At 63.6% G+C, this 24,494-nt stretch carries 21 protein-coding genes and 1 tRNA gene; 8 read left to right on the top strand and 14 right to left on the bottom strand.

Annotation, left to right across the window (positions count from 1 at the left end; all coding sequences use genetic code 11):
• The first annotated feature begins 7 nt into the window (after positions 1-7).
• The 5 genes from NLM25_RS27105 to NLM25_RS27125 all read left to right on the top strand — a co-directional run bounded on the left by NLM25_RS27105 (position 8) and on the right by NLM25_RS27125 (position 5,096).
• Entirely contained in the window at positions 8-2,437 is a 2,430-nt protein-coding gene (locus NLM25_RS27105; protein WP_254139028.1) for a virulence-associated E family protein, read from the top strand.
• Positions 2,438-2,665: 228 nt separating this feature from the next.
• A complete protein-coding gene (locus tag NLM25_RS27110) occupies positions 2,666-2,851 on the top strand; it encodes a hypothetical protein (RefSeq protein WP_254139029.1) in 186 nt (61 codons plus the stop codon).
• Between the two features lie 183 nt (positions 2,852-3,034).
• Positions 3,035-3,679, top strand: a complete 645-nt coding sequence (locus tag NLM25_RS27115) for a hypothetical protein (protein WP_254139030.1) — start codon at positions 3,035-3,037, stop codon at positions 3,677-3,679.
• Positions 3,679-4,422, top strand: a complete 744-nt coding sequence (locus NLM25_RS27120; protein ID WP_254141273.1) for a terminase large subunit domain-containing protein — start codon at positions 3,679-3,681, stop codon at positions 4,420-4,422. Before NLM25_RS27115 ends, NLM25_RS27120 begins: the two co-directional genes overlap by 1 nt.
• Positions 4,413-5,096: a hypothetical protein gene (locus NLM25_RS27125; RefSeq protein WP_254139031.1), complete on the top strand. Its 684-nt coding sequence runs from the start codon at positions 4,413-4,415 to the stop codon at positions 5,094-5,096. Before NLM25_RS27120 ends, NLM25_RS27125 begins: the two co-directional genes overlap by 10 nt.
• A 217-nt stretch (positions 5,097-5,313) precedes the next feature.
• On the opposite strand, the gene NLM25_RS27130 is transcribed toward NLM25_RS27125, so the two are convergent.
• From NLM25_RS27130 to NLM25_RS27145, 4 genes are all read right to left on the bottom strand, one after another.
• The gene (locus NLM25_RS27130) at positions 5,314-6,315 is read right to left on the bottom strand and encodes a hypothetical protein (RefSeq protein WP_254139032.1); all 1,002 of its coding nucleotides are present in this window, start codon (positions 6,313-6,315) and stop codon (positions 5,314-5,316) included.
• Between the two features lie 216 nt (positions 6,316-6,531).
• A tRNA-Arg gene (locus tag NLM25_RS27135) sits at positions 6,532-6,608 on the bottom strand.
• Between the two features lie 152 nt (positions 6,609-6,760).
• Positions 6,761-7,282 (bottom strand): hypothetical protein, encoded by a 522-nt coding sequence (locus tag NLM25_RS27140; protein ID WP_254139033.1) that lies wholly within the window; start codon positions 7,280-7,282, stop codon positions 6,761-6,763.
• 162 nt (positions 7,283-7,444) lie between these two features.
• Positions 7,445-8,017: a hypothetical protein gene (locus NLM25_RS27145; protein ID WP_254141274.1), complete on the bottom strand. Its 573-nt coding sequence runs from the start codon at positions 8,015-8,017 to the stop codon at positions 7,445-7,447.
• 172 nt (positions 8,018-8,189) lie between these two features.
• Here NLM25_RS27145 and NLM25_RS27150 point away from each other — a divergent pair, with 172 nt between their 5' ends.
• Entirely contained in the window at positions 8,190-8,576 is a 387-nt protein-coding gene (locus NLM25_RS27150; protein WP_254139034.1) for a VOC family protein, read from the top strand.
• A 50-nt stretch (positions 8,577-8,626) separates the two neighbouring features.
• Here the strand turns inward: NLM25_RS27150 and NLM25_RS27155 are convergent, their stop codons facing one another.
• Entirely contained in the window at positions 8,627-9,118 is a 492-nt protein-coding gene (locus NLM25_RS27155; protein ID WP_254139035.1) for a hypothetical protein, read from the bottom strand.
• Between the two features lie 260 nt (positions 9,119-9,378).
• On the opposite strand from NLM25_RS27155, the gene NLM25_RS27160 reads away from it, so the two are divergent.
• Positions 9,379-9,732, top strand: a complete 354-nt coding sequence (locus NLM25_RS27160) for a GrlR family regulatory protein (protein ID WP_305887447.1) — start codon at positions 9,379-9,381, stop codon at positions 9,730-9,732.
• A 1-nt stretch (position 9,733) separates the two neighbouring features.
• On the opposite strand, the gene NLM25_RS27165 is transcribed toward NLM25_RS27160, so the two are convergent.
• The 9 genes from NLM25_RS27165 to NLM25_RS27205 all read right to left on the bottom strand — a co-directional run bounded on the left by NLM25_RS27165 (position 9,734) and on the right by NLM25_RS27205 (position 23,004).
• Positions 9,734-12,421 carry a PAS domain S-box protein gene (locus NLM25_RS27165; RefSeq protein ID WP_254139036.1) on the bottom strand — a complete coding sequence of 896 codons (2,688 nt, stop codon included), beginning with the start codon at positions 12,419-12,421 and terminating at the stop codon, positions 9,734-9,736.
• A 122-nt stretch (positions 12,422-12,543) separates the two neighbouring features.
• Positions 12,544-13,458, bottom strand: coding sequence for a DMT family transporter (locus NLM25_RS27170; RefSeq protein ID WP_254139037.1), 915 nt, complete (start codon positions 13,456-13,458; stop codon positions 12,544-12,546).
• An 80-nt stretch (positions 13,459-13,538) separates the two neighbouring features.
• Positions 13,539-14,333: an NUDIX hydrolase gene (locus tag NLM25_RS27175; protein ID WP_254139038.1), complete on the bottom strand. Its 795-nt coding sequence runs from the start codon at positions 14,331-14,333 to the stop codon at positions 13,539-13,541.
• Positions 14,334-14,337: 4 nt separating this feature from the next.
• Positions 14,338-15,291: a dihydrodipicolinate synthase family protein gene (locus NLM25_RS27180; protein ID WP_254139039.1), complete on the bottom strand. Its 954-nt coding sequence runs from the start codon at positions 15,289-15,291 to the stop codon at positions 14,338-14,340.
• A gap of 68 nt (positions 15,292-15,359) precedes the next feature.
• On the bottom strand, positions 15,360-16,238 hold the full coding sequence (locus NLM25_RS27185; protein ID WP_254120400.1) for an SDR family oxidoreductase: 879 nt from the start codon (positions 16,236-16,238) through the stop codon (positions 15,360-15,362).
• A gap of 145 nt (positions 16,239-16,383) precedes the next feature.
• Positions 16,384-17,244 (bottom strand): MaoC family dehydratase, encoded by an 861-nt coding sequence (locus NLM25_RS27190; RefSeq protein ID WP_254139040.1) that lies wholly within the window; start codon positions 17,242-17,244, stop codon positions 16,384-16,386.
• Between the two features lie 204 nt (positions 17,245-17,448).
• The gene (locus NLM25_RS27195) at positions 17,449-17,838 is read right to left on the bottom strand and encodes a Zn-ribbon domain-containing OB-fold protein (protein WP_254139041.1); all 390 of its coding nucleotides are present in this window, start codon (positions 17,836-17,838) and stop codon (positions 17,449-17,451) included.
• Positions 17,838-18,995 carry a thiolase domain-containing protein gene (locus tag NLM25_RS27200; RefSeq protein WP_254139042.1) on the bottom strand — a complete coding sequence of 386 codons (1,158 nt, stop codon included), beginning with the start codon at positions 18,993-18,995 and terminating at the stop codon, positions 17,838-17,840. The genes NLM25_RS27195 and NLM25_RS27200 overlap by 1 nt, the downstream gene beginning before the upstream one ends.
• A 517-nt stretch (positions 18,996-19,512) precedes the next feature.
• A complete protein-coding gene (locus NLM25_RS27205; RefSeq protein WP_254139043.1) occupies positions 19,513-23,004 on the bottom strand; it encodes an indolepyruvate ferredoxin oxidoreductase family protein in 3,492 nt (1,163 codons plus the stop codon).
• Between the two features lie 274 nt (positions 23,005-23,278).
• On the opposite strand from NLM25_RS27205, the gene NLM25_RS27210 reads away from it, so the two are divergent.
• Positions 23,279-24,490: a cytochrome c gene (locus tag NLM25_RS27210; protein WP_254139044.1), complete on the top strand. Its 1,212-nt coding sequence runs from the start codon at positions 23,279-23,281 to the stop codon at positions 24,488-24,490.
• The last annotated feature ends 4 nt before the right edge of the window (positions 24,491-24,494 follow it).

The raw sequence follows: 24,494 nt of genomic DNA on the forward strand, positions 1-24,494 counted from the left end.
AGTCCTAATGATCGCGAACTATCTACCCCAAACCGCCGACATCGATGGTCGGTGGCTGATCTTCTACGACAGCAGTTTCGCTCTAGCCCGTTGCGAATTGTACGAGGATCAGGAGCCCGATGAAACCGTTTGGCCGGATAACGGCGGCTCGCCAATCCACGTAAGGCGTCCGGGAACAGAGAACACGGTCGAGATATACCCTGACTATTGGGAAGGCGGCGACCGCATGTTCGTTCGGGTAAAGCCCGAGACGCTGCGAATCTTCGAACGCGGCGTGATACCGGACCGCGGCGCTGAACAGCTCTGGTTCGATCGCGAGGTAAACCGTCAATTTATTCTCGATGATTTCCCCGCGCTGAAACTCGAAGCGGAACGCCGCGCGTATCTCGACGCGGTGGCCAGGTGGGAACGCCATCCCGGGCACGATGATGAAACAATCGAATTGCCCGAACGACCGGTCTTCGAACCTGCCCGGTCTGAATGGGAAGCCTGGCAATCGGCGCTCGCCGAGTGGTCCGCGCTACAAGAGAGACTCAACGGCGAACTTACCCCGGAGGGTCGCAAGCAAGGTCGTCCTGCGCTCAACGCCGAGCAACGCGCCGCTGTCGACACCATCAGCAACAAGGTCCAAGCCCTCGGCAATGCGTATTGGAGCAAAGTCCCCGTGAACGAATCAGAGAAAAAACCCCAAGACGAGGTTCGCCGCCAACGACTGTATGGGCCGCCCGCCGGCTCACTTGTGGGCCAGACGCCATTGACGATCGCCAGCCTGGCCGCTCGTCCGATCGACGAGTTTAACGATGGATGGGCTTGCACGGAGCGTTGGCCGGACGCGCCTCAACTTCCCGCCGCGGTCGAGCAAAACTATCCGGCGATCTTTCACCAGTTCAATTCCGCCATCCGGCGCATCGTGACCATGGCCCAAAAGCCGCGCACGTTCCGGGCCGATCGCTGCGCGCACATCATCGCCATTCTCGGCATTGTGCATGAGGAGACGGTGAAAGCGCTCATCGACCTTATCCGCGAAAATATGTGCGCGCTGCCCGAGGATACATTGACCAGGGCTTACAAGAGCTTCGAAGAAAAGATCGTGTGGGAAGTACAAGGTAAGAATCGCGGTTCCTACATTGCGACGAGCAGCGGTAAGCCCGACCCCTCCAGCTTCGACAACATCCGGACCTTCCTGAATCTACGTGGTGTCGATCTACGCTTCGACGAATTCACTAATTCCATCGAGGGCAGCGAGGGACTTCACGGATCCTGGCAACGGCTCGGTGAGAACCAGCGGAAAGACCTGTGGCTCGATACCCACACCAGCGGACACGGTTTTCACTGTTCGTGGGATTTCTTCCGCGCCGGTGTGGATCGCATCGCCCGAGAATACAGCTACGATTCGTTGCGCGATGCGGTCGATTTGCTGCGGTGGGATGGCGTGGAGCGGCTCGGGAACTGGCTGTCGAAAGCCGTCGGTTGCCCTGATGACGCATATCATCGCGCGGTCGGCGCTAACCTCATTGGTGGTTTGGTCAAACGCGCGCGCGAGCCAGGCGCGAAACACGACGAGACCGTGATTTTCATTTCCGAGGAAGGCAAAGCCAAGTCGACGATGTGCAAAGCGCTCGCGCTGCGGCCCGAATGGTTCATCGACTCGGTGGAGTTAGGTGGCCGGCCGCAAGATGTCATCCCACAGCTCAAGGGAAAGCAGATTATCGAACTGGCCGAGTTGGCCGGCATGTCTAAGACTGAAACCACCAAGCTCAAGGCGTTTATGTCGCGCGAGAACGACAACGCCACCCTGAAGTGGAAGGAAGAGGCGAGCGACCACCTTCGCCGGCACATTTTCGTCGCGACCACGAACGACAGCACGCCACTGTTGTCGCAAACTGGAAACCGCCGATGGCTACCGGTCCACGTCGTCGAGAAGATCGATATCGAATGGGTCCGCGAGAACATCGAGCAGCTCTACGCAGAGGCCGCTGACTGGCACGCGGCCGGCGAGGACTTCAGGATCCCCGAGGCTTTGTGGGCGGTCGCCGGAAGGCATCAGGACGCCGCGCGCGAGCGGACGGGGGCGGAAGACGTGCTTGCCTTCACCTTCGGCGACGCCAGCGATTGCTATGTGACCGCGGCCGACGTGCAGACGTTCGCCTCGGAACGGGGCCTGCCTCTAAGGGACGTTCGCGCAGCGCTCAAGGGCCTTGGCTTCGCTCCCGTGCCGCATCGCGACGGTGATAACGTTCGGAAGGTGTGGCGGCGCGGTCGACCGGAAGCGGCCATTCGGTTCAAGGCGGAAATATTCGTCAATCGGCCCTGCGAACTGGTGATCGACAGACTGGCGCAAGCGGCAATGGCTGTAACCGTTGCGGGAAATGTTGCGGTTACAGAGATGCCGCCTTGTCCGGTCGGTCTGCCACCCGTTCCGCCGCCGCGAGGCTGATGTAACCGTTACTGTAACCGTTGGGTCGATCTGGCGGTTACAGCAATTTCGCAATGAGTTCAAAGCGATGCGTTGTTGTAACCGTTGTAACTGTAGATTCTTCTATTAGAGCAGAGAAAATAGAATCTTATAGCTACGTACAGCCGTAGCCCCCGTGGGAAAACTGCGGTTACAGCGTTACACGGTTACATCCCAACCACGACGAGAATGGCAGCAAAGGAACGGAATATGGCGATTGAAGACCTTCACGATTTGGCAGAGCAACTCCACAACTTCGACGAAGAACATCGCAATGTTGTGGAGAATCAGAGCATTCGGATCACTCGTCGCCTGGCGATCGATCTTGTTCGCCACGTCGACACGCTTGGGCAGCGGATTGCCTCGCTTGAAGAACAACTGCGCAGCCGATCGTAAATCCGCGCCGGTTTTCCGGTGCTTTCGCACCGCTTCGGATTCGATTAACGGATTATATATCTTTGGGTCTCATGCTAAGATGCTGAAATAACCTAATTTTCTACATCGTAATGCGCCTATGTTGCGCCCTTGACCGGTGATGCGGGTCGGGGGCGCCATTCGCGCTTGCTGAAAGCGAACTCAATGGCCAAGACCGGTCCCGGCGCCTGCCAAGTCTGCAACAGCCCGCATAGGCATTCTGTCGACGTCGCACTCGCGCATGGGCTCGGTCATGACGCGATCGGCAAGCGCTTCAACCTGTCACCGCATAGCGTTCAGCGCCACGGCAAGAACCACCTGTCGCCGCAGATGATGGCGGCCGTGCAGCACGCCTTGCACCCGAGCGCGGTGGATCTCGATGCGCTCAAGGTGAGCGAGGGCGAGAACCTGCTTCACCACCTCGTGCACCAGCGCGCCCGCCTGGCGAACCATATCGAGTTGGCCGCAGCCATCGGCGACGCGGGCGCAGCCATCCGCGGCGAAGCTGCGATCACCAACAACCTGCAACTGGTGTCGAAGCTGCTCGGCGTACTGGTCAACGTCCACGAGACGCGGCACCAGCACATCTTGACCCACCCCGACTACCTGCGCCTGCGCGAGGTGCTGTTGCGCGCCCTGGCGCCCTTCCCTGAGGCGCGGCTTGCCGTAGGGCGCGCGCTCGCCGGCATCGAGACGCAAGCCGCCGAAGAGATCACAAAGACGGCCACCAAGGCGCCACGGCTCATCGAGGCAAAGCCGGCCGCCCCGCCCTGCCCCGTCCCGCTGCCGGAGGCGCCGCCGTGTCCCTGATGGCCCGCGACCTGGCCTACGCCTGCGACCCCGTGGCGTTCGCCAATGACTGCGGCGTCGAGCCCGACCCGTGGCAGCAAACCTTCCTGCGCGAGCCGCCCCGCCGCGGGCTGATCCTGGCATGCCGACAGGCCGGTAAGACGGAAACGTGCGTGCTGCTCGCGGACCATGTGGCGCACACCGAGCCGGGCGAAACCATTGTTGTCATCAGCCCGGCGCAGCGCATCAGTTCGGAGTTCATCCGTCGCGCCAAGGGACGCTATCTGCACTTGCCTGGCGCGGACCTTGCCAACGACGCCGTGCAGCGTATCGAGCTGCCCAATGGGTCACGTATCATCGGCTTGCCTGGTGAGGCGGACAACGTGCGCGGCATCGCGCGGGTGCGCTTGGTCCTGATCGACGAAGGCGCGCGCGTCTCGGACGAAATCTATGCCGCCGTGCGCCCCATGCTGGCGGTGCATCCCCGCGGCCAACTGATCGGGCTCACGACCGGCGCCGCCAAGCGTGGCTGGTTCTACGAGGGATGGACGGATCCCGAGTCTGACTTCGAAAAGATCCGCGTGACGCCCGACATGTGCCCCCGGATCACGCCTGAGTTTCTGGAAAGCGAACGGCGAGCACTCGGCGAAACCACGTTCCGAACGGAATACGGACTCGAGTTCTTGGACGATCAGGAGGCCGCATTTCCGAACGAGATCATCGACGGCATCTTTGACAAGGAGTTGCGACCACTATGGGTGTAATGGTTGACGGTTGGAAACGGGTTGACGTTCAGCCGATTGATGAATGGGTGGTCGGCGCCGACCTGGGAAAGTCGGTCGACAGCACCGCCATCGCGGTCATTCATCATACAGTCAGGGGCACGGGCGAGGACGTCGTCGATCACCGATTGAAGATCCGACGCGAACGGACGATCCGGCGATTTGACCTCGTGCACCTGCAACGGCTTCCCCTCGGTATGAATTACGTGGCGCAGGCGCTTGCGATCGGCGAGCTGATGCAGCGCGAACCGCTCAAGAGCGCCAGGGCCAAGCTGGTCATTGACCAAAGCGGCGTCGGTGCCGGCGTTGTCGACCTGATGGAAGCGAACGGACTGCGGCCGATGCGCGTCCAAATCACCGCCGGCAGTGAGCAGACGCACGAAGGAAACGTGTACCGGGTGGCCAAGACGATCCTGATTTCGAAGCTCGAAGCCGCGATGCACTCGAAAGAGCTGCACGTTGCTGCGGCGCTGACGGAAGCGGATTCGCTACGCGACGAATTGCGCGACTTTCAACGGCACGTCACCGCATCGGGTGCCAACACGTGGTCAGCGCGCGCCGGCAAGCACGACGACATCGTGCTAGCCGTTAGCTACGGGATCTGGTGGGCCACGTCGGGCGCCGGACGGTTTTGGCGTGAAGAGCTGCGGCTTTAGCGCCGGGAGGCCGTAGCCTGACTCCGAGGCAGATTTACAACGGGAATGTTTCCGCTGGGGCCACACTGAAATGTGCTGTTCTTCGTGGCTGCCGCCAGATTCCCGTTGTCGGCCGACGAGGTCGAACTGGCCACGAGCACGCCTGTCCGTTCGTGGTACTGCATGCTTGCATCAGCAGTAAGGGGAAGAACCAACGGCTCAAAATCCAGATGAAAACTCATACGATCTTCCTCCAGCCCTCAAAGGTACGTTGATCCGTCACCGATTCCACCATCGCGCCCGTCGGACCTGGAACCATTACCTTAGCCAAGGTGCCCTCGGAAAGAAAGGCATAACAGCCTCCCTTGGTGCTCTCGACTAATCCCCTCACCAGCGAATAGTTCGTGGCCTGATTGGCCCCAAGCAGCACCTGCGGGGAATATGGCTCTATGATCTTCAGTTCTTCGGCGTAGCTAAGGTGAATCTTCCTTAACGTTTCGTAAAATTCTTGCGTGGGCTTCTCGATTTTGAGGCCGAGACTTTCCGCCTCCCGGCGATTCATCGTGTAATCGTGACTGCCGGAATCGGCGCACAAGAAATCGATGATCTTCTGAGCTTGTTCAGTGTCATTGACCTGTCCGGCTAGGAGCTTTTCGGCCAAGAAACGAATTTGGGCCCGCGATCGAAAAATCTCACCTAGAACCAGCGGATGAACCTTGTTTGAAAGATCGATGATGACCTGTGCAAGCGCACCCTGGTCGATCACACCAAGATCTTTCCGCGCCGCATCGAGGTAGCCCTTGACCGCCTCAACGCTTACGGGGACGCGAGCTATTTGATTGCCGTACGGCACCTGCGGGCCAAGCGGATGATTGACACTCGGATCGATGGGACCAAGCGCAGCCTGCTTTGTCATAACGATCTTGTGCGCACCTAATGACAGCAGTGTGCCGGCGCTCAGCGCTTTGAGGGGGATCAGTACCTCCAGCTCATCGCAAAATGTCCGGATTAGATTTACCAGGCGCCACGCAACTGAAGTATGACCCCCGTTGGTATGCAGAAGGAGCGAAATACGCTTGGTAGGCCCCAGGCGGTCAAGCAAATCAACGAACAGATCCACGCAATCAGGCGCGATTTGTGTCTCCACTCCCACGCGATCGCTCGTCACGAAGGTTATGACCTTTGTTTCTCGCTCGCGCTCAATCGCCGTATAAATCCTCTTCCGCGCTGCGAAATTCATGAATCAAAATCCCCCGACACTGCCCCTACTTTCACGCGTCGGTTGCAGAGTCAATTAGCAACAAGTGGCTTGCCCCAAGCTGGTGCCCTCGTGCTGCGCCTCGTATCGCGCCGAGCCGCTTTGATTGTATTTGATCCCTTGAAATTGCATTAGATTTTGGCGCGATAGGCGCAGCACGGTCGGCGGGCGAAATACGCGCCAACCCATTGATTTTATTGGCGCGCTCGGAAGGATTCGAACCTCCGACCCTCGGAATCGAAATCCGATGCTCTATCCAGCTGAGCTACGAGCGCCCCGGCCCGGATCACGGGCCGTCACCAAACGTCACCTGGCGGTGCTGGGCAAGCCAGCGCCGGGCGCGGCGTTCGGATGGGTTCGAATTAGCAGAGAGACTGACCAATAAAAAGCCCTCCCGTCTCGTTTCGAGACGGGTCGGAGGCCGCTCTCACCAGGTGGAGTTGAAGAGACCGAAATGCGGCTGCTGGGCCACCAGCATCATCGGCCGGCCCTGCTGCGGCGCCGGATGGGCCCTCACGACCTTGCGCTTGGGCTGCGCCTGGATCTGCGGAACCTGGGTTTGAGGGAGCTGGGCCTGTGCCTGGACTTGCGGCCTGGCCTCGGTCTTCTTGGCGGCATCGGCCTTCGGGGCCGGCGTGAACTGGGCAAAAGTCTCGCGCACACGCGCCTTGGCCGACATCTCGGCCAGCGCCGGCGACACCGCCTCCGGCGGCTGCGGCGCAACGACCGCGGCTGTCTTCACGGCGGGCGCGGCAATCGTCGGCTGGCTGGTGTCGAGCACGACACGCTCCGGCAAATGGCGATCTGACCGGATCCGGATCAGGGGCTGGTCGTTGCTTGCGGTGGCAACGGCCTGTGCGACCGGTTGCGATGGCAGAACGTAATCTGCCGCGAACAGCAGTGCGAGCAAGGCTCCACCGACGAAAACGAAATACCTGAAAATGGGCATTGGCCGCGCTCCGCCCCCCGCATCCCCGCGTGGGCTCTTCGCCTTCAACAGGCGATCCTTTGATTGGTTCCTGCACCCGGCCCTAGGTTCAAATGGCAACGCCAAGTTTTTCGACCAAGCCCCGGGGACAGTAACTTTTCCGCTACCGGAGGCTGCCGGCCCTTACGCGCGCCGTGCTGCGACCACCGAACACTTCGCCTGATCGGCGTTAACGTTGATGAAGCCGACAGCGATACGCGCAAAGGTCTTGCGGCTCTTCATCGTCACCGTGTCGGCAAGCACGCGGCTGCGGTCGGTGAGATGACTGCCATCGCGCCGAGTGAACGCGCAGACAATCTCCAGATCCTTTACGGCATAGTCATTGTCGTTTCGCAGCGTGAAGGTCACCAGCGCCTTCGAGCCGAGCCCGCCACGGCGCCAGGTCTGCGATGAAATTCTGAGGCCATCGAGCTCCGCCGCAGCTGGAGCCTGAGCCTGGGTTATGGGCGAGACCACGGCTGCCGCATCGCCAGGGGTGGCAGGTTCGACGGTCGCCACGTCAGACTTCATCGGCTCGGCGCTGTTGCCTTTGGAAAGCGGCAGCAACATCCACACGCCGCAGCCGACGATGATCGCCGCCAGTAGCCAGAGCAGGCCTCGGCCAAACGAGACGCTCGCAATCGTCACGGCCCGCGCGAGGCGCTCGCTGCTCCCGGCGAAACGTCCAAGCCCAATCCGGTCAAACCTGGCTTTCATTGCGCCACCGATCGCGGCCGACGCTCGTACGACAGCCTCGGCCACTGCTTACCCTAATCCAGGAGACGAACTAAGGTTCCCGCAGTTGCGAATCGGCAAGGACGGTGGCGATCACCGGCCGGGGCCGCTAACATGCGCTGCAACATCGAAGACCCCGTTGGGAGAAAATGAAATGCCAGTCGTCGTCACTTGGGATCACGTCCACCTGCGCAGCCCCGATCCGGAGGCCACGGCGGCGTGGCTGCGCGACATCCTCGGCGGCGAGGTCGTGCGCGCGCCGGGACGGATCGACGTGAATCTCGGCGGCGCAAAAATCTTCATCGCGCCGCTCGAAGGTGACAACGAAGTCAACCCGCCGCCGCCGCACCCGCATCAGGGCCTCGACCATTTCGGTCTCACCGTGAGGGACATCGACGCCGTCGCGGCCGAGATCAAGGCCAAGGGCGTCACCTTCACGCGCGAGCCGACCACGATCCGCCCCGGCGTGCGCATCTGCTTCATCCGCGGTCCCGAGGGCATCTCCATCGAGCTGCTCGAGCGCGACAAGAAATACACCTGACGCGGCGCCGCATCTGATGTCGCCGAGAAGCCGGGCGTGCGTTCGCCCGGCTAAGTCATGCTACCGGGCATAAAGCAGCGGATGGCGACGCCCGCGTAGCCGTAGATCGGCCAGACCATGGTGCGCCCGACCCGGTTCGGCTCCGAGATGACGGCCTCCTCCGGCACGTCAACCCAGACGAGCTCCTGCTGCTGGCCGTCGGGCACATGACCCAGGCGCGGGATGCGGACACGATAGTGTCCGTCCTTGCTCTCCCAGTCGCTGTCCGAGAGCGCCGAGCCGTCGGCATCGGAGCAGCAGGGCCCCTTGCCGCTGCGCAGTCCGTCGAACCATGCCTTCAATTCGGCATTGGTGTTGACGAACTGGCCGCGGTCGCGCGCGTGCCCCAAGGGGGCTGCGAGTGCGATCAAGGCCAAGGCGCAAGCGAGGCTCGCCACGCTTCGCCAGCTTGATGCGCCAGTCTGCCGTTGTGTTTCGCAAATCGTGGGACGCACACTGTACGGACGCGGCTCATCGCCGCCGGAATCGATCCAGTTGCTCACGTTTGTCTTGCTCCAGCACCCCGCGGCCAGTGCAACAATGGTTATGCATTTCGCGGGCCAACTTGATTCGCAACGACTGGCCTCGCGTCGTGATCAGACCGTCATGGTGGCGTCATAGACAAGCTGGGACAACTACGGCTCGCGGCGGCAGGATCGCACCGGCGGTCGGCAAACTGCCGCGTTGCGCGCTTGAACGCGCTTTGGCATAAAAGCCCTACCGGTTACGCTATTGGGCGATGCTGGCCGGCCTGTGGGACGTTATGAAGAACGGCCTCTATTCGATTCACGTGAACCTGCTCGATGGTCGAGTCGGCAAGGGCAGCGGCGTAATTCTTTTTCGCGACGGCAAGATTCTTGGCGGCGATGCCTACCTCTATTACACCGGCAGCTACGTGGCGAAGGACAACAACACCTTCAAGGGCGAGGTGCTGGTGCAACGGCACACCTCGCCTCGGGGCAATGACAATCCGCTGTTCGGCGGCCCGGCGCCGGTCGGCATCGGCGTCAGCGGGACCTACACGGATACTCGCGCGGAGATGACGGGAACGGCGCTCGTCGGCAAGGCCAGCCTGATTTTCAACGCCACCCTGCACAAGCTCGCAGAGGCTGACTAGCTCACTCTGCTGCCTGCTCGAGCGGCGCCGTGCGCGGCAGGATGATCTGGATGCGCGTCCCCTCGCCTGGCTCGGAATCGAGATCGAGCCGCCCGCCGAGCCGGTTGGTGACGATGCTGTAGACGATGTGCAGTCCGAGGCCGGTGCCGCCCTGATCGCGTCTCGTCGTAAAGAACGGGTCAAATGCGCGGCGGCGAACGTCGAGCGACATGCCGCAGCCATTGTCGGAGAAGATGATCTCGACATTGTCCTTGCCGGACGCGCGCACCTGGATGTCGATGGTCCCCGGCCGGCCGTCCGGGAAGGCATGCGCCACCGAATTGAGAAACAGGTTGGTCAGCACCTGGCCGTACGGGCCGGGATAGCTGTTCATGGTCAGCTCCGGTTGGCACTCGACGTTGAGCGTCAGATTGTGCTTGCGCAGGCCCGGCCGCAGGCTCATCACCACTTGCTCTGTGAGGTCGCCGAGATCGAAGCTGCGCTGGTCCGAGTAGTTGCGGTCGGCCGCGACCTGCTTGAACGACTGGATCAGCTCGGCGGCGCGGTTCAGATTGGAGACGAGCTGCGAGGACGCATCGCGGCTGGTGTTGAGGAAGTCGTTGAGCGTGGAGCGACGGAGCTCGCCGCGCTCGACTTCGGAGGTGAACATCGCGGTCTTGCGCTCCAGCGCGGATGCGACCGTGAGGCTGATGCCGACAGGGTTGTTGACTTCATGCGCGACGCCGGCGACGAGCCGTCCGAGCGCGGCGAGCTTCTCCGCCTCGATCAGCGAGGCCTGGGTCTCGCGCAGGTTGCGCAACGCCGTCTCGGCGGATTCCTTGGCTTTACGCATCTCCTGCTCGCCGCGCTTGCGCTCGCCGATGTCCAGCGCCACGGTGACGATCCGCTCGATCTCGCCTTCGGCATCGAGCAGCGGCAGCTTGTTGACCAGCCATTGCCGCATGTTGCCGGCGGAATCCTTGTACTCCTCCTCGTAGAACCCGAGACCTTTTCGAAGCTTGAGCACCCTCTTGTCGCTCTCGTCGGACTTGGCCGCGCCGTAGCGGGACATCAGGTCCGCCGTGGTGCGGCCGAGCGCATCGCCGGGCTCGATGCCGAAGATGCCGGCCATGTAACGGTTCATCAGCACATAGCGCAGGTCGCGGTTCTTGACGTTGATGACCGCGGGCACGGTGTCGATGACCTGCTGGAGCAGGCGCCGGCCTTCGGCGATGGCGTCTTCCGCCCGCTTCTGGTCGGTGATGTCGCGCAGCGTACCCTCGTAGCGAACGATGTTGCCCGCCTCGTCCCGTACGCCCGTGGCGCTGTCGGAAAGCCACAGGATATTGCCGCTGCGCTGGCGCACCTGGTACTCGAACTCGCGCACGATGCCGTCGCGCGCCATCAGCCTCTGATATTCGTCGCGCGCCTCGGGATGGACGTAGATGGTGTGGGCGATGTCGTTGATGCTGTCGATGAGCTGCTGCGGGCTGTCATAGCCCATCATCCGCGCCAGCGCCGGATTGGCGTTGAGGAGATCGCCGGCCGGCGTCGTGACATAGATGCCGTCGACCGAACCCTCGAACAGTTTGCGGTAGCTCTCTTCGGCGAGGCGCTGCTCGGTCAGCGCACGCACTGCGGCTTCGCGCGCGGTGTCGGCCTCCTCCAGCGCACGCCGGAACACTTCGGCCGCGCGCGCGATGTCGCCGATCTCGTTGTCGAGGTCGGCCGACGGGATCGAGGTGTTCTTCTCGCCGGCTGCAAGCGCGCGGATCGACCGTGCGATCTGGGCGAGCGGGCGGACCGTCCGCCGCACCACGAACCCCGCCGCGAGAATGCCGATCAGCACGCCGATGGAGCCGAGCGCGATGCTCTGCCACCGCGCCTCCGTCAGCGTGCGGGCGAAGTCGCGCGACAGCACGTGACCGCGCCGGGCGCTGACCTCGCGCAGGAGTTCCGTGACGCGGCCGATCAGGCGGCCCTCGGTGCCCAGCACCTCGCGGTCGATATCGGCGATCTGCCGTTCGCGGACGGCCACGGCCATGATCGCCTCGGCGTAGTCGTTGACGGCCGACTTCAGCTGGCTGTCCGGGATATCCATCGCCCGCATGCTCTGCGCAGCCTGCTCGGCCGCGGACGGGTTGCGCGCGAGCAGCCCGAGCGCGATCCGGCTCTGCGCCTCCGACAGACGGGAAGCCAGCTCGCGGTCCGCTGTCGCCCCGACGGCCACGTCGAACCGGTCGCGCAGCGGCGGCAGGCCGGCGAGCAGCTGGGCGCGGCGGTCGATCAGGGTCGAGATCCGCTCGAGGCCGTTGCGGTAGGTCGCGAGGCGCTCGGTGACCCCGTCGATCATGTCCTGCTGCTCGGGCGCGAGCTCGATACGGGTCTTCTTCAGGATGTCGCTGAGCGTCGAGGCCGCCTCGCCCACCTGCTTGAACTGGGTGCCGGCACCGGGATCGGTGACGAAGTCGCGCGCCGCGAGGCGCAGCTCGTTCATGCGGCGGTCGATGTCCTCGGCGAGGTCGCCGACGCTCTGGAGCCGCTGCAACTCGGCGAAGGTCGTGTCGATGTGCCGGATCGCGATCACGCTCGCCGTCGAGGTGACGATGATCACCGCCAGCACCAGGAGGAAGCTGCCGAAGGTGAGCTGGCCGATGGAGAGCGAGAATGTTCGCTTTTTCTCAGGGGTCGGCGTCAATTCGGCGGACATTTGGCTTTGAGGACCGGGCTACTGGTAGCCCAATATACGACGTATTGCGGCCCCGGGGGAACATGCCTGGGGCCGCCCAATATCCTTAATATTGTGGGCCGACCGCGCTCCTCCCCTCCCGATCATGACGGTTTGATGCTGGCGGCCCGCCGGGCCGGGATGGTCATGGCGGCGACGCCGAGGACAACGCAGGCAAGGCCGATCCAGGCGGTCCGGCTCAGGGTCTCGCCGAGGAAGGCGACACTGATGGCGACCCCGATGGGCACGCGCAAGTAAGCCTGCGCGGTGGTGCCGACCGAGCCCAGGGTCTGGATCAGGCGGAAATAGATCGCGAACGCCGCCGCAGTCGAGAACACGGCCAGCGCGAGCAGCGCCAGCACGGAACTCAGCGACGGCGACAGGGTCCAGGGCTGTTCGACGATCAGCGAGGCCGGGATCAGCGCTGCCGCGCCTGCCAGCAGCGACCCGGCCGCGGGCGCCATGGGATCGAGGCCCTTGAAGCTGCGGCCGAAGATCGCGGCGCAGGCGTAGCAGACGGTGGCGGCGACAATGGCCGCCTCCGCGACGAGGCCGCTGCCGATGTCGTGGAAGGCATCGACGCCGACGATCAGCAAGATGCCGGCCATCCCGGCGACGACGCCGAACAGTTTTCGCGGGGTCGTCGCCTCGTGCCGGGTCACGACCGCCGTGAGCAGGAAGGTGAAGATCGGCCCAGCCGAATTGAGGATGGTGGCGAGCGCGGCATCGACATGGCGCTCACCCCAGGCGATCAGCGTCCAGGGGATGACGCTGTTAAGGACGGCCTGGAATGCGAAGCGCTGCCAGGTCGCGACGTCCGTCGGCATCGTGACGCCCCGCGCCCACATGACGACCAGCAGGAGCACACCGGCTATCGTCGTCCGTGCCGCAATCAACGTGATCGGCGGAATGGAGGCGACGCCGAGCTTGATGAAGGTGTAGGAGCCGCCCCAGAGCGTTGCCAACGCGACCAGCAGCGCCAGCTCGGCGGCGATGCTGGTGTCCTGCCGGTTGTCCATGGCGCGCGCTCCGTTCCGTTGTCAGGGACGGAACCTAGCGCGTCCGCGCGCGCCAATACTTCGCTGGATGTCGAAGTGTTCTAGCCGACCGCGCCGACCTCGAACACCTCGCCGTCATAGCCGGCCTCGCGGGGGATGCGGAGCTGGCGGCCGGTGTCGGTCTTGGTCATGACCGGCATCACCGTGACGATCGACATGCCCTTGGCATGGTCGAGCGCGGCCTTCACGCTGCCCTGCTTGGCGAGCCGGATCAGATTGCGCGTGGTCGGAAACGGCAGCTTGAAGCGGCCGCTCTCGCCGCCCTCCACGGCTTCGCGCGCCGACAGCCAGATCGAGTCGGTGGACTCACGACCGTCGTGAGCACCGAGCTGGTCGGACGGCGCGGCCGCAAGGAAGAACCAGGTGTCGAACCGCTTCGGCATGCCCTCCGGCGTGATCCAGTGCGCGTAAGGCACCAGCGTGTCGAGCGCGAGCTGGAGGCCATTGTCGGCCAAAATGCTCAGGAAGCTGACCTTGTGCTCGTTGAGCGCGACGCGATGGCTATCTGCGATCTCGCCGGCGCGCCTGGCATCGATCGGCGTGTTCGAGTCCTTCGAGCGCGCCAGCAAAATGCCGCTCTCCTCAAAGGTCTCGCGGATCGCGGCGATCCGAAAACCGCGGTCCGCTTCACTCAGGCCTTCGCCGCCCGAATACAGGTCGGATCGCTTGACGATCTCCTGATCGCCGGCGTCGACGCTGCCGCCGGGAAACACCAGCGCGCCCGAGTTGAACTCGATCTGATGATGGCGGACCATCATGAAGATCTCGACCTCCTTGGCGCCGTCACGGAGCAGGAGGATCGTCGAGGCCGGGCGTGATGCTGATGTCTCGGGCATTCAGTTAACCTGCAGCGCTGGATTGCGGGCCGAGATTGGCACGTTTGTCGAAACGGGCGACGCGCGACAGCAGATAATCGACCTCGGCCTTCGCCGTCGCCGTCATCGTCGCACCGGGCTTGCGCTGGGCGCTGGAGGCGATGATGCCGCGCTTCTGGAGTACGTATTTGCGCACGGTCAGGCCGACGCCGGGCTGCTGCTCGTAGCGGATCAGCGGTAGATGCGCGTCGAAGATGTCATGTGCCGCATCGCGCTTGCCGGCCTTGGAGAGGTTCACGACGTCGATCAGAAGCTCCGGGAAGGCGTAGCCGGTCATGGCGCCGTCAGCGCCACGCTCCATCTCGAAATCGAGGAACGTGCCGCCATTGCCGCAGAGGATCGAGAGCGGACGCAGCGAGCCGTCCTTCTGGAAGCCGCGCAGGGTCGAGATCTTCTCCAGACCCGGCCAATCTTCGTGCTTGAGCATGACGCAGTTCGGATTGTCCATGACGATCTTGCGGATCACGGCCGGCGTGAACACCACCGTCAGCGTCAGCGGATAGTCCTGCAGCACCCACGGAATGTCGGGCCCGATCGCCTCGGCTGCCTGCTTGAAATAACCGATGATCTGGTCGTCGGTGCGGAGCGAAGGCGGCGGCGCGATCATGACGCCGGCCGCGCCCGCGTCCATCGAAGCCTTGGCCAGCGAACGCATGGTGGCAAAGCCCGGCGCGGAGACGCCGACGATCACCTGCATCTTCTTGGCGCGCTTGACGTAGCGCACCGCGACCTGCTCGGCTTCGGCGGCATCGAGCTTCGGCGCCTCACCGAGGATACCCAGCACCGTGACGCCGTCGCAGCCGACCTCCTCGTAGAAATCGGTCAGGCGGTCGATCGAGCGCTCGTCGATCCGGCCATCGTCGTGGAACGGCGTCGGCGCGATTGCGAAGGTGCCCTTGGCGTCGGCGGTAAGTTTCATCAGTCCTTGTATCCTCTGTTTCGTCATTCCGGGGCGGCTCGCAGAGCCGTCCCCGGAACGACCATGGCCTAAAACCGCCGCGCCCCCATCTTGATCTGCTCCTCGGAGAAGAAGATCTCCTTGGCATGCTCAACGACGTCCTGGGCCTTCCAGCCCGAGTGCGGCGGTTTCCAGCCTTCCATTTCCATCATCCGCATTTCGCGCACGCCGCGGGGCCCGGACACGCCCAGCACCTTGCCGGTCTGGTCGCCCGACAAGTCGCTGACCATGTATAGCACGGCCGGCGCGATGCCGTCCGGCCCCAGCGCCGCGCCGGGGTTCTCCTTATAGCGGGGCAGGTCTGCGGTCATGCGGGTCAGGGCGCCCGGGGCCAGCGTCCAGATCCGGATGTTGTACTTCCGGCCTTCGATCGCCAGCACGTTGGACAGGCCCCAGATGCCGCCCTTGGCGGCGCCGTAATTGGTCTGGCCGAAATTGCCGATCAGCCCTGATGTCGAGGAGGTGTTGACGATGACGCCGCCGCCGTTTTCCCGCATCCAGCGAAACACCGGCATGGTGCAACAAAAGGTACCCTTCAGGTGCACCTTGATCACCTTGTCCCAGTCCGACTCCGAGGCTTTTGCGAAGGTCTGGTCACGGAGGATGCCGGCGTTGTTCACCAAGATATCGGCGCGGCCAAAGTGCTTGATGGCGTCGTCGAACACCGACTGGCCGCCCTCCATGGTGGAGATGTCGGCGCCGTTGGCGACCGCCTTGCCGCCCTCGGCCTTGATCGCGTCCACCACAAGCTGCGCCATCGACTTGTCGGCGCCGGAGCCGTCGCGAGGCCCGCCGAGGTCGTTGACGACGACCGACGCCCCTTCCCGCGCGAACAGCTTTGCGTAGGCCTCACCGAGCCCCCCGCCCGCGCCGGTGATCAGCGCAACCTTGCCGTCGAGTAGTCCCATGGTGGCTTCTCCCTGTTTTATTATTGTCATTCCGGGGCAGCGCGCAGCGCTGAACCCGGAATCCAGAGGTTGTGGCGCGAGATTCTCAGGTGCGCAATTGCGCACCATAGTTCGCGCTTCGCGCGCCCCGGAATGACAGCGGGGGCTAACCCAGCACCGACTTGCCGTTCTTGATCACGGTGACGCCCCTCGCCTTCACCTTGGCCTCGAACGAGATCGTGTTGCCGTCCTTCCAGAGGTCCATGGTCACGGTCTCGCCGGGATAGACTGGCGAGGAGAACCGCGCGACGTGCTGGCGGAACGCGCTCGCGTCGTAGTCGGCATAGGTCTGCAGCACGCCGCGGCAGGTGATGCCGTAGGTGCACATGCCGTGCAGGATCGGACGCGGGAAGCCGGCCTTCTTGGCGAACTCGGGATCGGAGTGCAGCGGGTTGCGGTCGCCGCAAAGGCGATAGACCAACGCCTGGTCGGGACGCGTGACGATGTCGATGGTCTTGTCGGGCGCGCGCGAGGGGATCTTGTGCGGATCGGGCTGGCTCAGGTTCGGCCCGCCGAAACCACCGTCGCCGCGGGCGAAGCGCGAGGCCACCAGCGTTGCCAGCTTCTCGCCCTTCTCGTTCTTCAGTACGGTCTGGTGCGCAATGACGACGCCCTTGTCCTTGCCCTTGTCGTAGACCTCGACAACGGAGGAGTCCGCGGTGATGTTGGCCGCGACCGGCAGCGGCTGATGGAAGGTGATGTCGCGCTCGCCGTCGACCACCATCACGCGGTTGAGGTTCATCTCGCCGGGGCCCGAGCCCCACGCCGCAACCGACGCAAACGTCGGCACCACCTTGAGCGGACGCGGCGTCAGCGTTCCCTCGTTGACGAAGGCGAGCTCCTTCTCGTCCATGGGATCGGCGCCGAGCCCGATGCCATAGGCATAGAGCATCACCTCGCGATCGCCATAGGCGTATTTCTGGCCGATGTTTTTCAGGCCCTTGAGTTCTTCGTATCTGGCGGACATTTTTCTGGTTTCCTCCCCGGATTCTTATGCGCCGCTGCCAGTCGAAGTGCCCTCTCCCCTTGCGGGAGAGGGCTGCGAGAGCCGTGCGGCAAACTCGTTTGGGTGAGGGGTTAGCTCCGCGTCGAGCAATCTCGCTGTGGAGAGACACCCCTCATCCGGCGCTTCGCGCCACCTTCTCCCACAAGGGGAGAAGGAAGAAAGCAATCAGGCCACCGTGAAGAACGGCAGCGGGGCGCCATCGGTCGGCTTGAACACCACCTTCACCTTCTGGCCGATCTTCAGCTTCTCGAGATCGCAGTCGACGAAATTGGTCTGCACCGACGGGCCTTCCTTCAGCGTGACGTAGCCGATCGCATAGGGACCGGTCGGCGACTTCCGCATCAGGCTATACGTGTAGATCGTGCCCTCGCCTGACGCCTCTTCCCACACCGTCTTGTCCGAATAGCAGAACGGGCAGATCGAACGCGGGAAGTAGTGCGCTTCGCCGCACGCCGTGCAGCGCTTGATCATGAACTTGCCCTGCTTGGCCGCGTCCCAGAACGCCGCGGTTTCCGGATTGGTCACCGGGGCGGGATACTTCTTCGCTTCACTCATCACACGCGCTCCAGAATGGCCGTCGAGGCGGCGTGGCGAACACCCAAAAGGCCGCCGGTGCCGTGAGCGATGGCGAGATCGCAATTCTTGACCTGCACCTTCGGATGCGCCTCGCCGCGCAGCTGCCTGACAGCCTCGATGATCTTGGTCATGCCGCCGCGGTTGACGGGATGGTTGCTGCAGAGACCGCCGCCGTCGGTGTTGAACGGCAGCTTGCCGACACCGGAGATCAGATTGCCGTCGGCGACGAACTTGCCACCCTCGCCCTTCTTGCAGAAGCCGAGGTCCTCGAGCTGCATCAAGACGGTGATGGTGAAGCTGTCATAGATCGAGGCGTATTTGATATCCTTCGGCGTGATGCCGGCTTCCTCGAACGCGCGCGGGCCGGACCAGATTCCGGCGGAGTAAGTGAGATCGAGATCCTTGCCGCCGCGCGGGCCCTTCATCGCCTCGCCATGGCCGATCAGCTTGACCAGCGGCTTCTTCAGGCTCTTGGCAATCTCGGGCGTCGTCACGATCAGCGCGCCGCCGCCGTCGGAGACGACGCAGCAATCCATGCGATGCAGCGGATCGGAGATCATCGGCGAGTTCAGGACGTCCTCGACGGTGACGACGTCCTTGAGCATCGCATGTGGATTGTATTGCGCGTGATGCGAGGCCGCGACCTTGATCCAGGCGAGCTGCTCGCTCGTGGTGCCATAGTCGTGCATATGGCGCATGGCACACATGCCATAGGCATTGTGCGTGGTCGCGCCGTAAGCGGACTCGAAATCGACCTCGGCGCCCGCTGCGCGCGGCGGCATCGCGCCGGTGCGCGGCTTGCCGGCCAGCGTGATCAACGCGATCGAGCACTTGCCCGCCGCGATGGCCTCAGCCGCATGGCCAAGATGGATGATGTAGGAACAGCCGCCGGTCTCGGTGGAATCGACGTGGCGGAGTTTTTTGGTGTTCAGCCCGAGATAATCGACCATCGGCCAGGCGCCGCCGGGCGCATCGCCCGCGCAGAAATAGCCGTCAACATCGTCCTTGCTGAGCCCGGCATCCTCGATCGCGCCCTTGGCGACCTCGGCGTGAAGCTGGGCGGTGGATTTGTCCGGCGCATGCCGGGTCGGGTGTTCGTAGATCCCGGCAATGTAGGCCTTGCCCTTGATGGTCAAAACAGAGGTCTCCGCTCGCGTTTCTTCTTGGCTCTTTTTTCTGAACCGCGGTGGCCTTGTTGGCAAGCGCGGAAATATTCCGTCGGGCGAGAGGGCAGCGGGTTGGCACAAGTGGAGCTTGCTCCGCTCCCTCACCGTCATCGCGAGCGCAGCGATCCAGAATCCCGCCGCGGCAATAGACTGGATTGCTTCGCTGCGTTCACAATGACGGAGTCTAGACGCTGACGCCGGTGGCCGCGACGAACAATACCCTAAAGGTGTTTTGCCCGACGGAACAAGCGGATTTCTTTTTTGACGAAAACAACCCCATGCACCGTAGAACGGTGGTTGATTTTCAAGGGAAAATCGTAGGGTGGGTTAGCGAGCGGCTGCGCAGAGCGCAGTCCGCTGGCGTAACCCACCTCTTTGGTTTCCACGGACGGAGAAGTGGCTGCAGCCCGGATGAGCGAAGCGACATCGGGGACTTCGCTAATACTGTCCCGGGTGTCGCTTCGCTCACCCGGGCTACGAAGCTGCCCTACTCCGCCGCGATCTGCCGTGGTGCCGGCGGCGGACTTGCGAGGTCGGCGGCGAGTTGGGCATAGCGAGTCTTCGCATCGGCCACCGCCTTCTCCTTCACCGGGCCGTAGCCGCGGATGCGGTCGGGCAGCGACAGCAATTCTACCGCGGTGTCGATCGTGACCGGCGACAGCAGGCCGAGCACGGTGGCGACGTCCTTCTCGTAACCGACGATCAGATCGCGCTCGAGCTTGCGGTCGGCGCTGCGACCGAAGATGTCGAGCGGCGTGCCGCGCAGGAACTTGAATTTCGCCAGCACGCGGAAGGCCTTCAGCATCCACGAGCCGAAGGCGCGCTTCTTCGGGCGTCCCAGCGCGTCGAGGCCACCGCCGAGGATCGGCGGGGCGAGGTTGAAGTTGAACTTGAAGTCACCCTCGAACTGGTCGCGGAGCTGCTGCTCGAAGGCGCCGTCGGTGAACAGGCGCGCGACCTCGTATTCATCTTTGTAGGCCAGCAGCTTGGCGTAGTTCACCGCGACCGCGCGCGGTAGCGCATCGTCATAGCCGCCCTGCTTCGCGGCATCGCGAACCTGGTCGATCAGCTTGCGATAGCGTTTTGCGAGGCGGCCATTCTGGTAGGCGGTGAGATGCTTGGCGCGATGCTCGATGACCTCGTCGAGCGTCATGGCGTCCAGCGTCTTCGGCGCGACCACCTCGCCCGTCCCCTTCAGCATCTCGGCGAGGCGGGCAGGATCGGCGACCGCGAGGCGGCCGAGGCGGAAGGCTTCCTTGTTCATCTTGATCGAGACGCCGTTGACTTCGATCGCCTGCTCGATCGACTCCGCGGAGAGCGGCAAGAGCCCCTTCTGATAGGCATAACCCATCATCATCATGTTGGTGGCGATGCTGTCGCCGAGCAGCTGCTCGGCCGGCTTGGTGAAGTCGAAGAAGACGGAGTCCTTGTGCAGCGCCGTTTCCAGCAGCCCGTTCAGCTTGCGGGTCTGGAAGTTGAAATCGCGGTTGAGGACGAAGTCGGCGGTCGGAATGACGTGGCTGTTGATGATGCCGCGGGTGCGGCTGGTGTCGCACAGCGAGATCGTGTCCTTGGCGACCGCGACGACCTCGTCGGCGGCGAGCACCACGTCGGCCGTGCCCGTGACGATGCGCGAGCACGTCACCTCGGCGGGATGATCGGATAGCCGCACGTGGCTGAGCACCGCGCCGCCCTTTTGCGCAAGACCGGACATGTCGAGGATCATCGAGGCCTTGCCCTCGATATGGGCGGCCATGCCGAGCAGCGCACCAATAGTGAGCACGCCGGTGCCGCCGACGCCGCCGACGGCGATGTTGTAGGGTTTGTCTAGCGCGGGACGCGAAGCCGGCTCCGCAATCGCGCCGATATCAGAGAGATCGGCCGGCGCGCGGTGGCGCGGCTTGCCGCCGTCCACGGTGACGAAGGACGGGCAGAAACCCTTCACGCAGGAATAGTCCTTGTTGCAGGAAGACTGGTTGATGGCGCGCTTGCGGCCGAACTCGGTCTCCAGCGGCTCGACCGAGATGCAGTTCGACTGCACCGAGCAGTCGCCGCAGCCTTCGCAGACCGCCGGGTTGATCATCACACGCCGTGCCGGATCTTCCATCAGGCCGCGCTTGCGGCGGCGGCGCTTCTCGGCCGCACAGGTCTGCACGAAGACGATGGCCGAGGTGCCCTTGTAGTCGCGGCACATCTTCATCACGTCCTGCAGCTCGTCGCGATGGTACAGCTTCACGCCGGGCGCGATGGTGTCGGCCGGATAGGCATCCGGTGCTTCGGAGACCAGGTAGATCTCGCGGATGCCTTCGGCGTGGAGCTGGAAGGTGATCTGCTGCGGCGAGAGATCGCCGTCGTGGCGCTGGCCGCCGGTCATGGCGACCGCGTCGTTGTAGAGGATCTTGTAGGTGATGTTGGTCTTGGACGCGACCGCCTGCCGGATCGCGAGAAGGCCCGAATGGAAATAGGTGCCGTCGCCGAGGTTCGCGAAAATGTGGTTCTCGTTGGTGAACGGCGCGATGCCGACCCACGGCACGCCCTCGCCGCCCATATGCGTAAACGTCTCGGTCGAGCGGTCCATCCACAGCGCCATGAAGTGGCAGCCGATGCCGGCGAGCGCACGGCTTCCTTCGGGGACCTTGGTCGAGGTGTTGTGGGGGCAACCGGAGCAGAAATACGGAGTGCGGGAAACAGGCGCTGTCGCCTGCATCTGACTGGCCTGGCGGCCGTTGAACCAGTCGGCCTTGGCGCGGAGCATCTCCGCGATCTCGGGGTTGAGATTAAGTCGAAGCAGACGCTCGGTGAGTGAGGTCGCAAGCGAGGCAACGCTGAGCTCGGCGGAGAAGGTCAGGAAGCGCTTGTCGTGCTCGTCCATCTTGCCGACGATGCGCGGGCGGACGTCGTCGCGCCAGTTGAACAGCTCCTGCTTGACCTGGTTCTCGACGATCTCGCGGCGCTCCTCGATGATGAAGATTTCCTCGAGGCCGACCGCGAACTGGCGCACGCCTTCCGGCTCCAGCGGCCAGGGCATGCCGATCTTGTAGAGACGCAAGCCGATCTTGGCGGCGACTTCTTCGGTGATGCCGAGCTCGCGCAGCGCCTGCCGCACGTCCTCGTAGCTCTTGCCCGACGCCATGATGCCGAAGCGGGCGTTCGGCGAGTCCATCGTGACGCGGTTGACCTTGTTGGCGCGCGCAAAGGCGATCGCGGCAAAGCCCTTGTAGTCCTGGAGGCGACGGTCCTGCTCGAAGCGGTCGTCGGGCCAGCGGAGATTGAGGCCGCCGGGTGGCAGCTCGAAATCCGGGGGGATGATGAAGGGCTTCATCTCGTCGGTAAGGTCGATCTCGGCGGTGGTCTCCACCGTCTCGGTGATCACCTTCATGCCGACCCAGCAGCCGGAGTAGCGCGACATCGCGATGCCGAGCAGACCCATCTCGATCATCTCGTGGATGCTGGAGGGATAAAGATACGGCATCAGCGCCGACATGAAGGCGTGGTCGGACTGATGCGGGACGGTCGAGGATTTCGCGCCGTGGTCGTCGCCGGCGAGGCACAGCACGCCGCCGTTCTTGGCGGAGCCGGCGGCATTGCCGTGACGGAACACGTCGCCGCAGCGGTCGACGCCGGGGCCCTTGCCGTACCAGATGCCGACGACGCCGTCGTATTTGGCGCCGGGCGAGAGGTTGAGCTGCTGCGAGCCCCACACCGCGGTCGCCGCCAGATCCTCGTTCACGCCGGGCTGGAACTTGATGTTGTACTGCTCGAGATGCTTGCGGGCGGCGAAGAGCTGCTGGTCGTAGCCGCCGAGCGGCGAGCCGCGATAACCGGAGATGAAGCCCGCGGTGTTGAGGCCATTGGCGCGGTCGCGCCGGATCTGGGCCATCGGCAACCGAACCAGGGCCTGGATGCCCGTGGTGAAGACGTGTCCGGTTTCCTGGGTGTATTTTTGATCGAGACTGATCGGACCCTGGTTGATGCCCATGTTGTCCTCTTTTCAACGCCCTGTTCAGGTCTTGCCACTTAAGCCGTTGCCAGCCCATTGTTTTTAGCTAGGGCGCGCCGACCACCTGCGCCACTCTATGTCGGATATTTAACGCTCCGCATCACAAATCTGGACCAAAGGAAGCGCCGGGTAAAAATCGCAATTTCGTGGCTGCAAAGGCATCACGCATTTTCAATTTGTGTCACCATACCCCCGCCGTCGCGAAACGACGTGAGGCTCCTATCCGGGCGATTGGTCGCAGGAGAGGCTTTCGATGCGGATGATTCTGGCTGTTGTCGCGTTGTGCAGTGCAGTTGCGAGCGCGGCCCGTGCCGCCGAGCCATCGCCCGAGCTGATCGCCTACGGCAAGACGCTGGTCGAAGCCGGCGACTGTGCGGGCTGCCACACCGCCGATCCGGCAAAACCGTTCGCGGGCGGCAAGCGCATCGATACGCCCTTCGGCGCGATCTACGCGCCGAATCTGACGCCGGACCGCGACACCGGGATCGGCGCCTGGACCGACGCCGATTTCACCCGCGCGGTGCGCACCGGCATCGCACCTGACGGCTCGAACTATTACCCGGCCTTCCCCTATCCCTATTTCACGCGGATGACGAAGGACGACACGCTGGCGATCCGGGCCTATCTCGGATCGCTGGCGCCGGTGGCGAGCCGCAACAAGCCGCCGGAACTGCGCTGGCCGTTCGGCTATCGCGGCCTGATGCGGATCTGGAACGCCATGTATTTCAAGCCCGCCCTGTTCGAGCCGGACCAGAGCCAGAGCGCGGCGTGGAACAGAGGCGGCTATCTCGTCACCGGGCTCGGACATTGCGGCGCCTGCCACACGCCGAAGAACTATTTTGGCGCGGACAAACAGGCGCAGGCGCTCTCGGGCAACGCGGTCGGCGGCTGGTTCGCGCCGCGGCTCGACGGCGCCGCGCGGACCGGGCTGAAGTCGTGGAGCGTCGAGGACATCACCGAGTATCTGCAGAGCGGTCGCAACGCCAAGAGCCATGCCGGCGGGCTGATGGCGGAGGTGGTCGTCAACTCGACCTCGAAGATGAGCGATGCCGATGTGCGAGCGATCGCGATCTATCTGAAGAGCCTCCCGTCGTCGCGGCGCGAAACGATCGTGACGCCGCCCGATGATGCCGAGATGAAGGCGGGCCAGGCCGTCTACGCAAAACTCTGCATCGCCTGCCATGAAGCCGATGGCACAGGTAGCCCGCGCATCTATCCGCCGCTGCCCGGCAACGCGCTGCTGCAATCGGTCAATCCGTCCTCCGCCCTGCGCATCATGCTCGACGGCGCCCACACCGTGACGACGCCTCGCGCGCCCAACACCGGCGAGATGCCGCCCTATGCCAAGCAATTGTCCGACGATGAGATCGCCGCCGTGACGAACTACATCCGCAATTCCTGGGGCAACGCCGCGCCGCTGGTGACACCGGCGCAGGTGGCGAAGGCAAGGAAAGAGGAGCCGTAATCGG

Source organism: Bradyrhizobium sp. CCGB01 (assembly GCF_024199795.1).
In the GTDB taxonomy this organism is placed as follows: domain Bacteria; phylum Pseudomonadota; class Alphaproteobacteria; order Rhizobiales; family Xanthobacteraceae; genus Bradyrhizobium.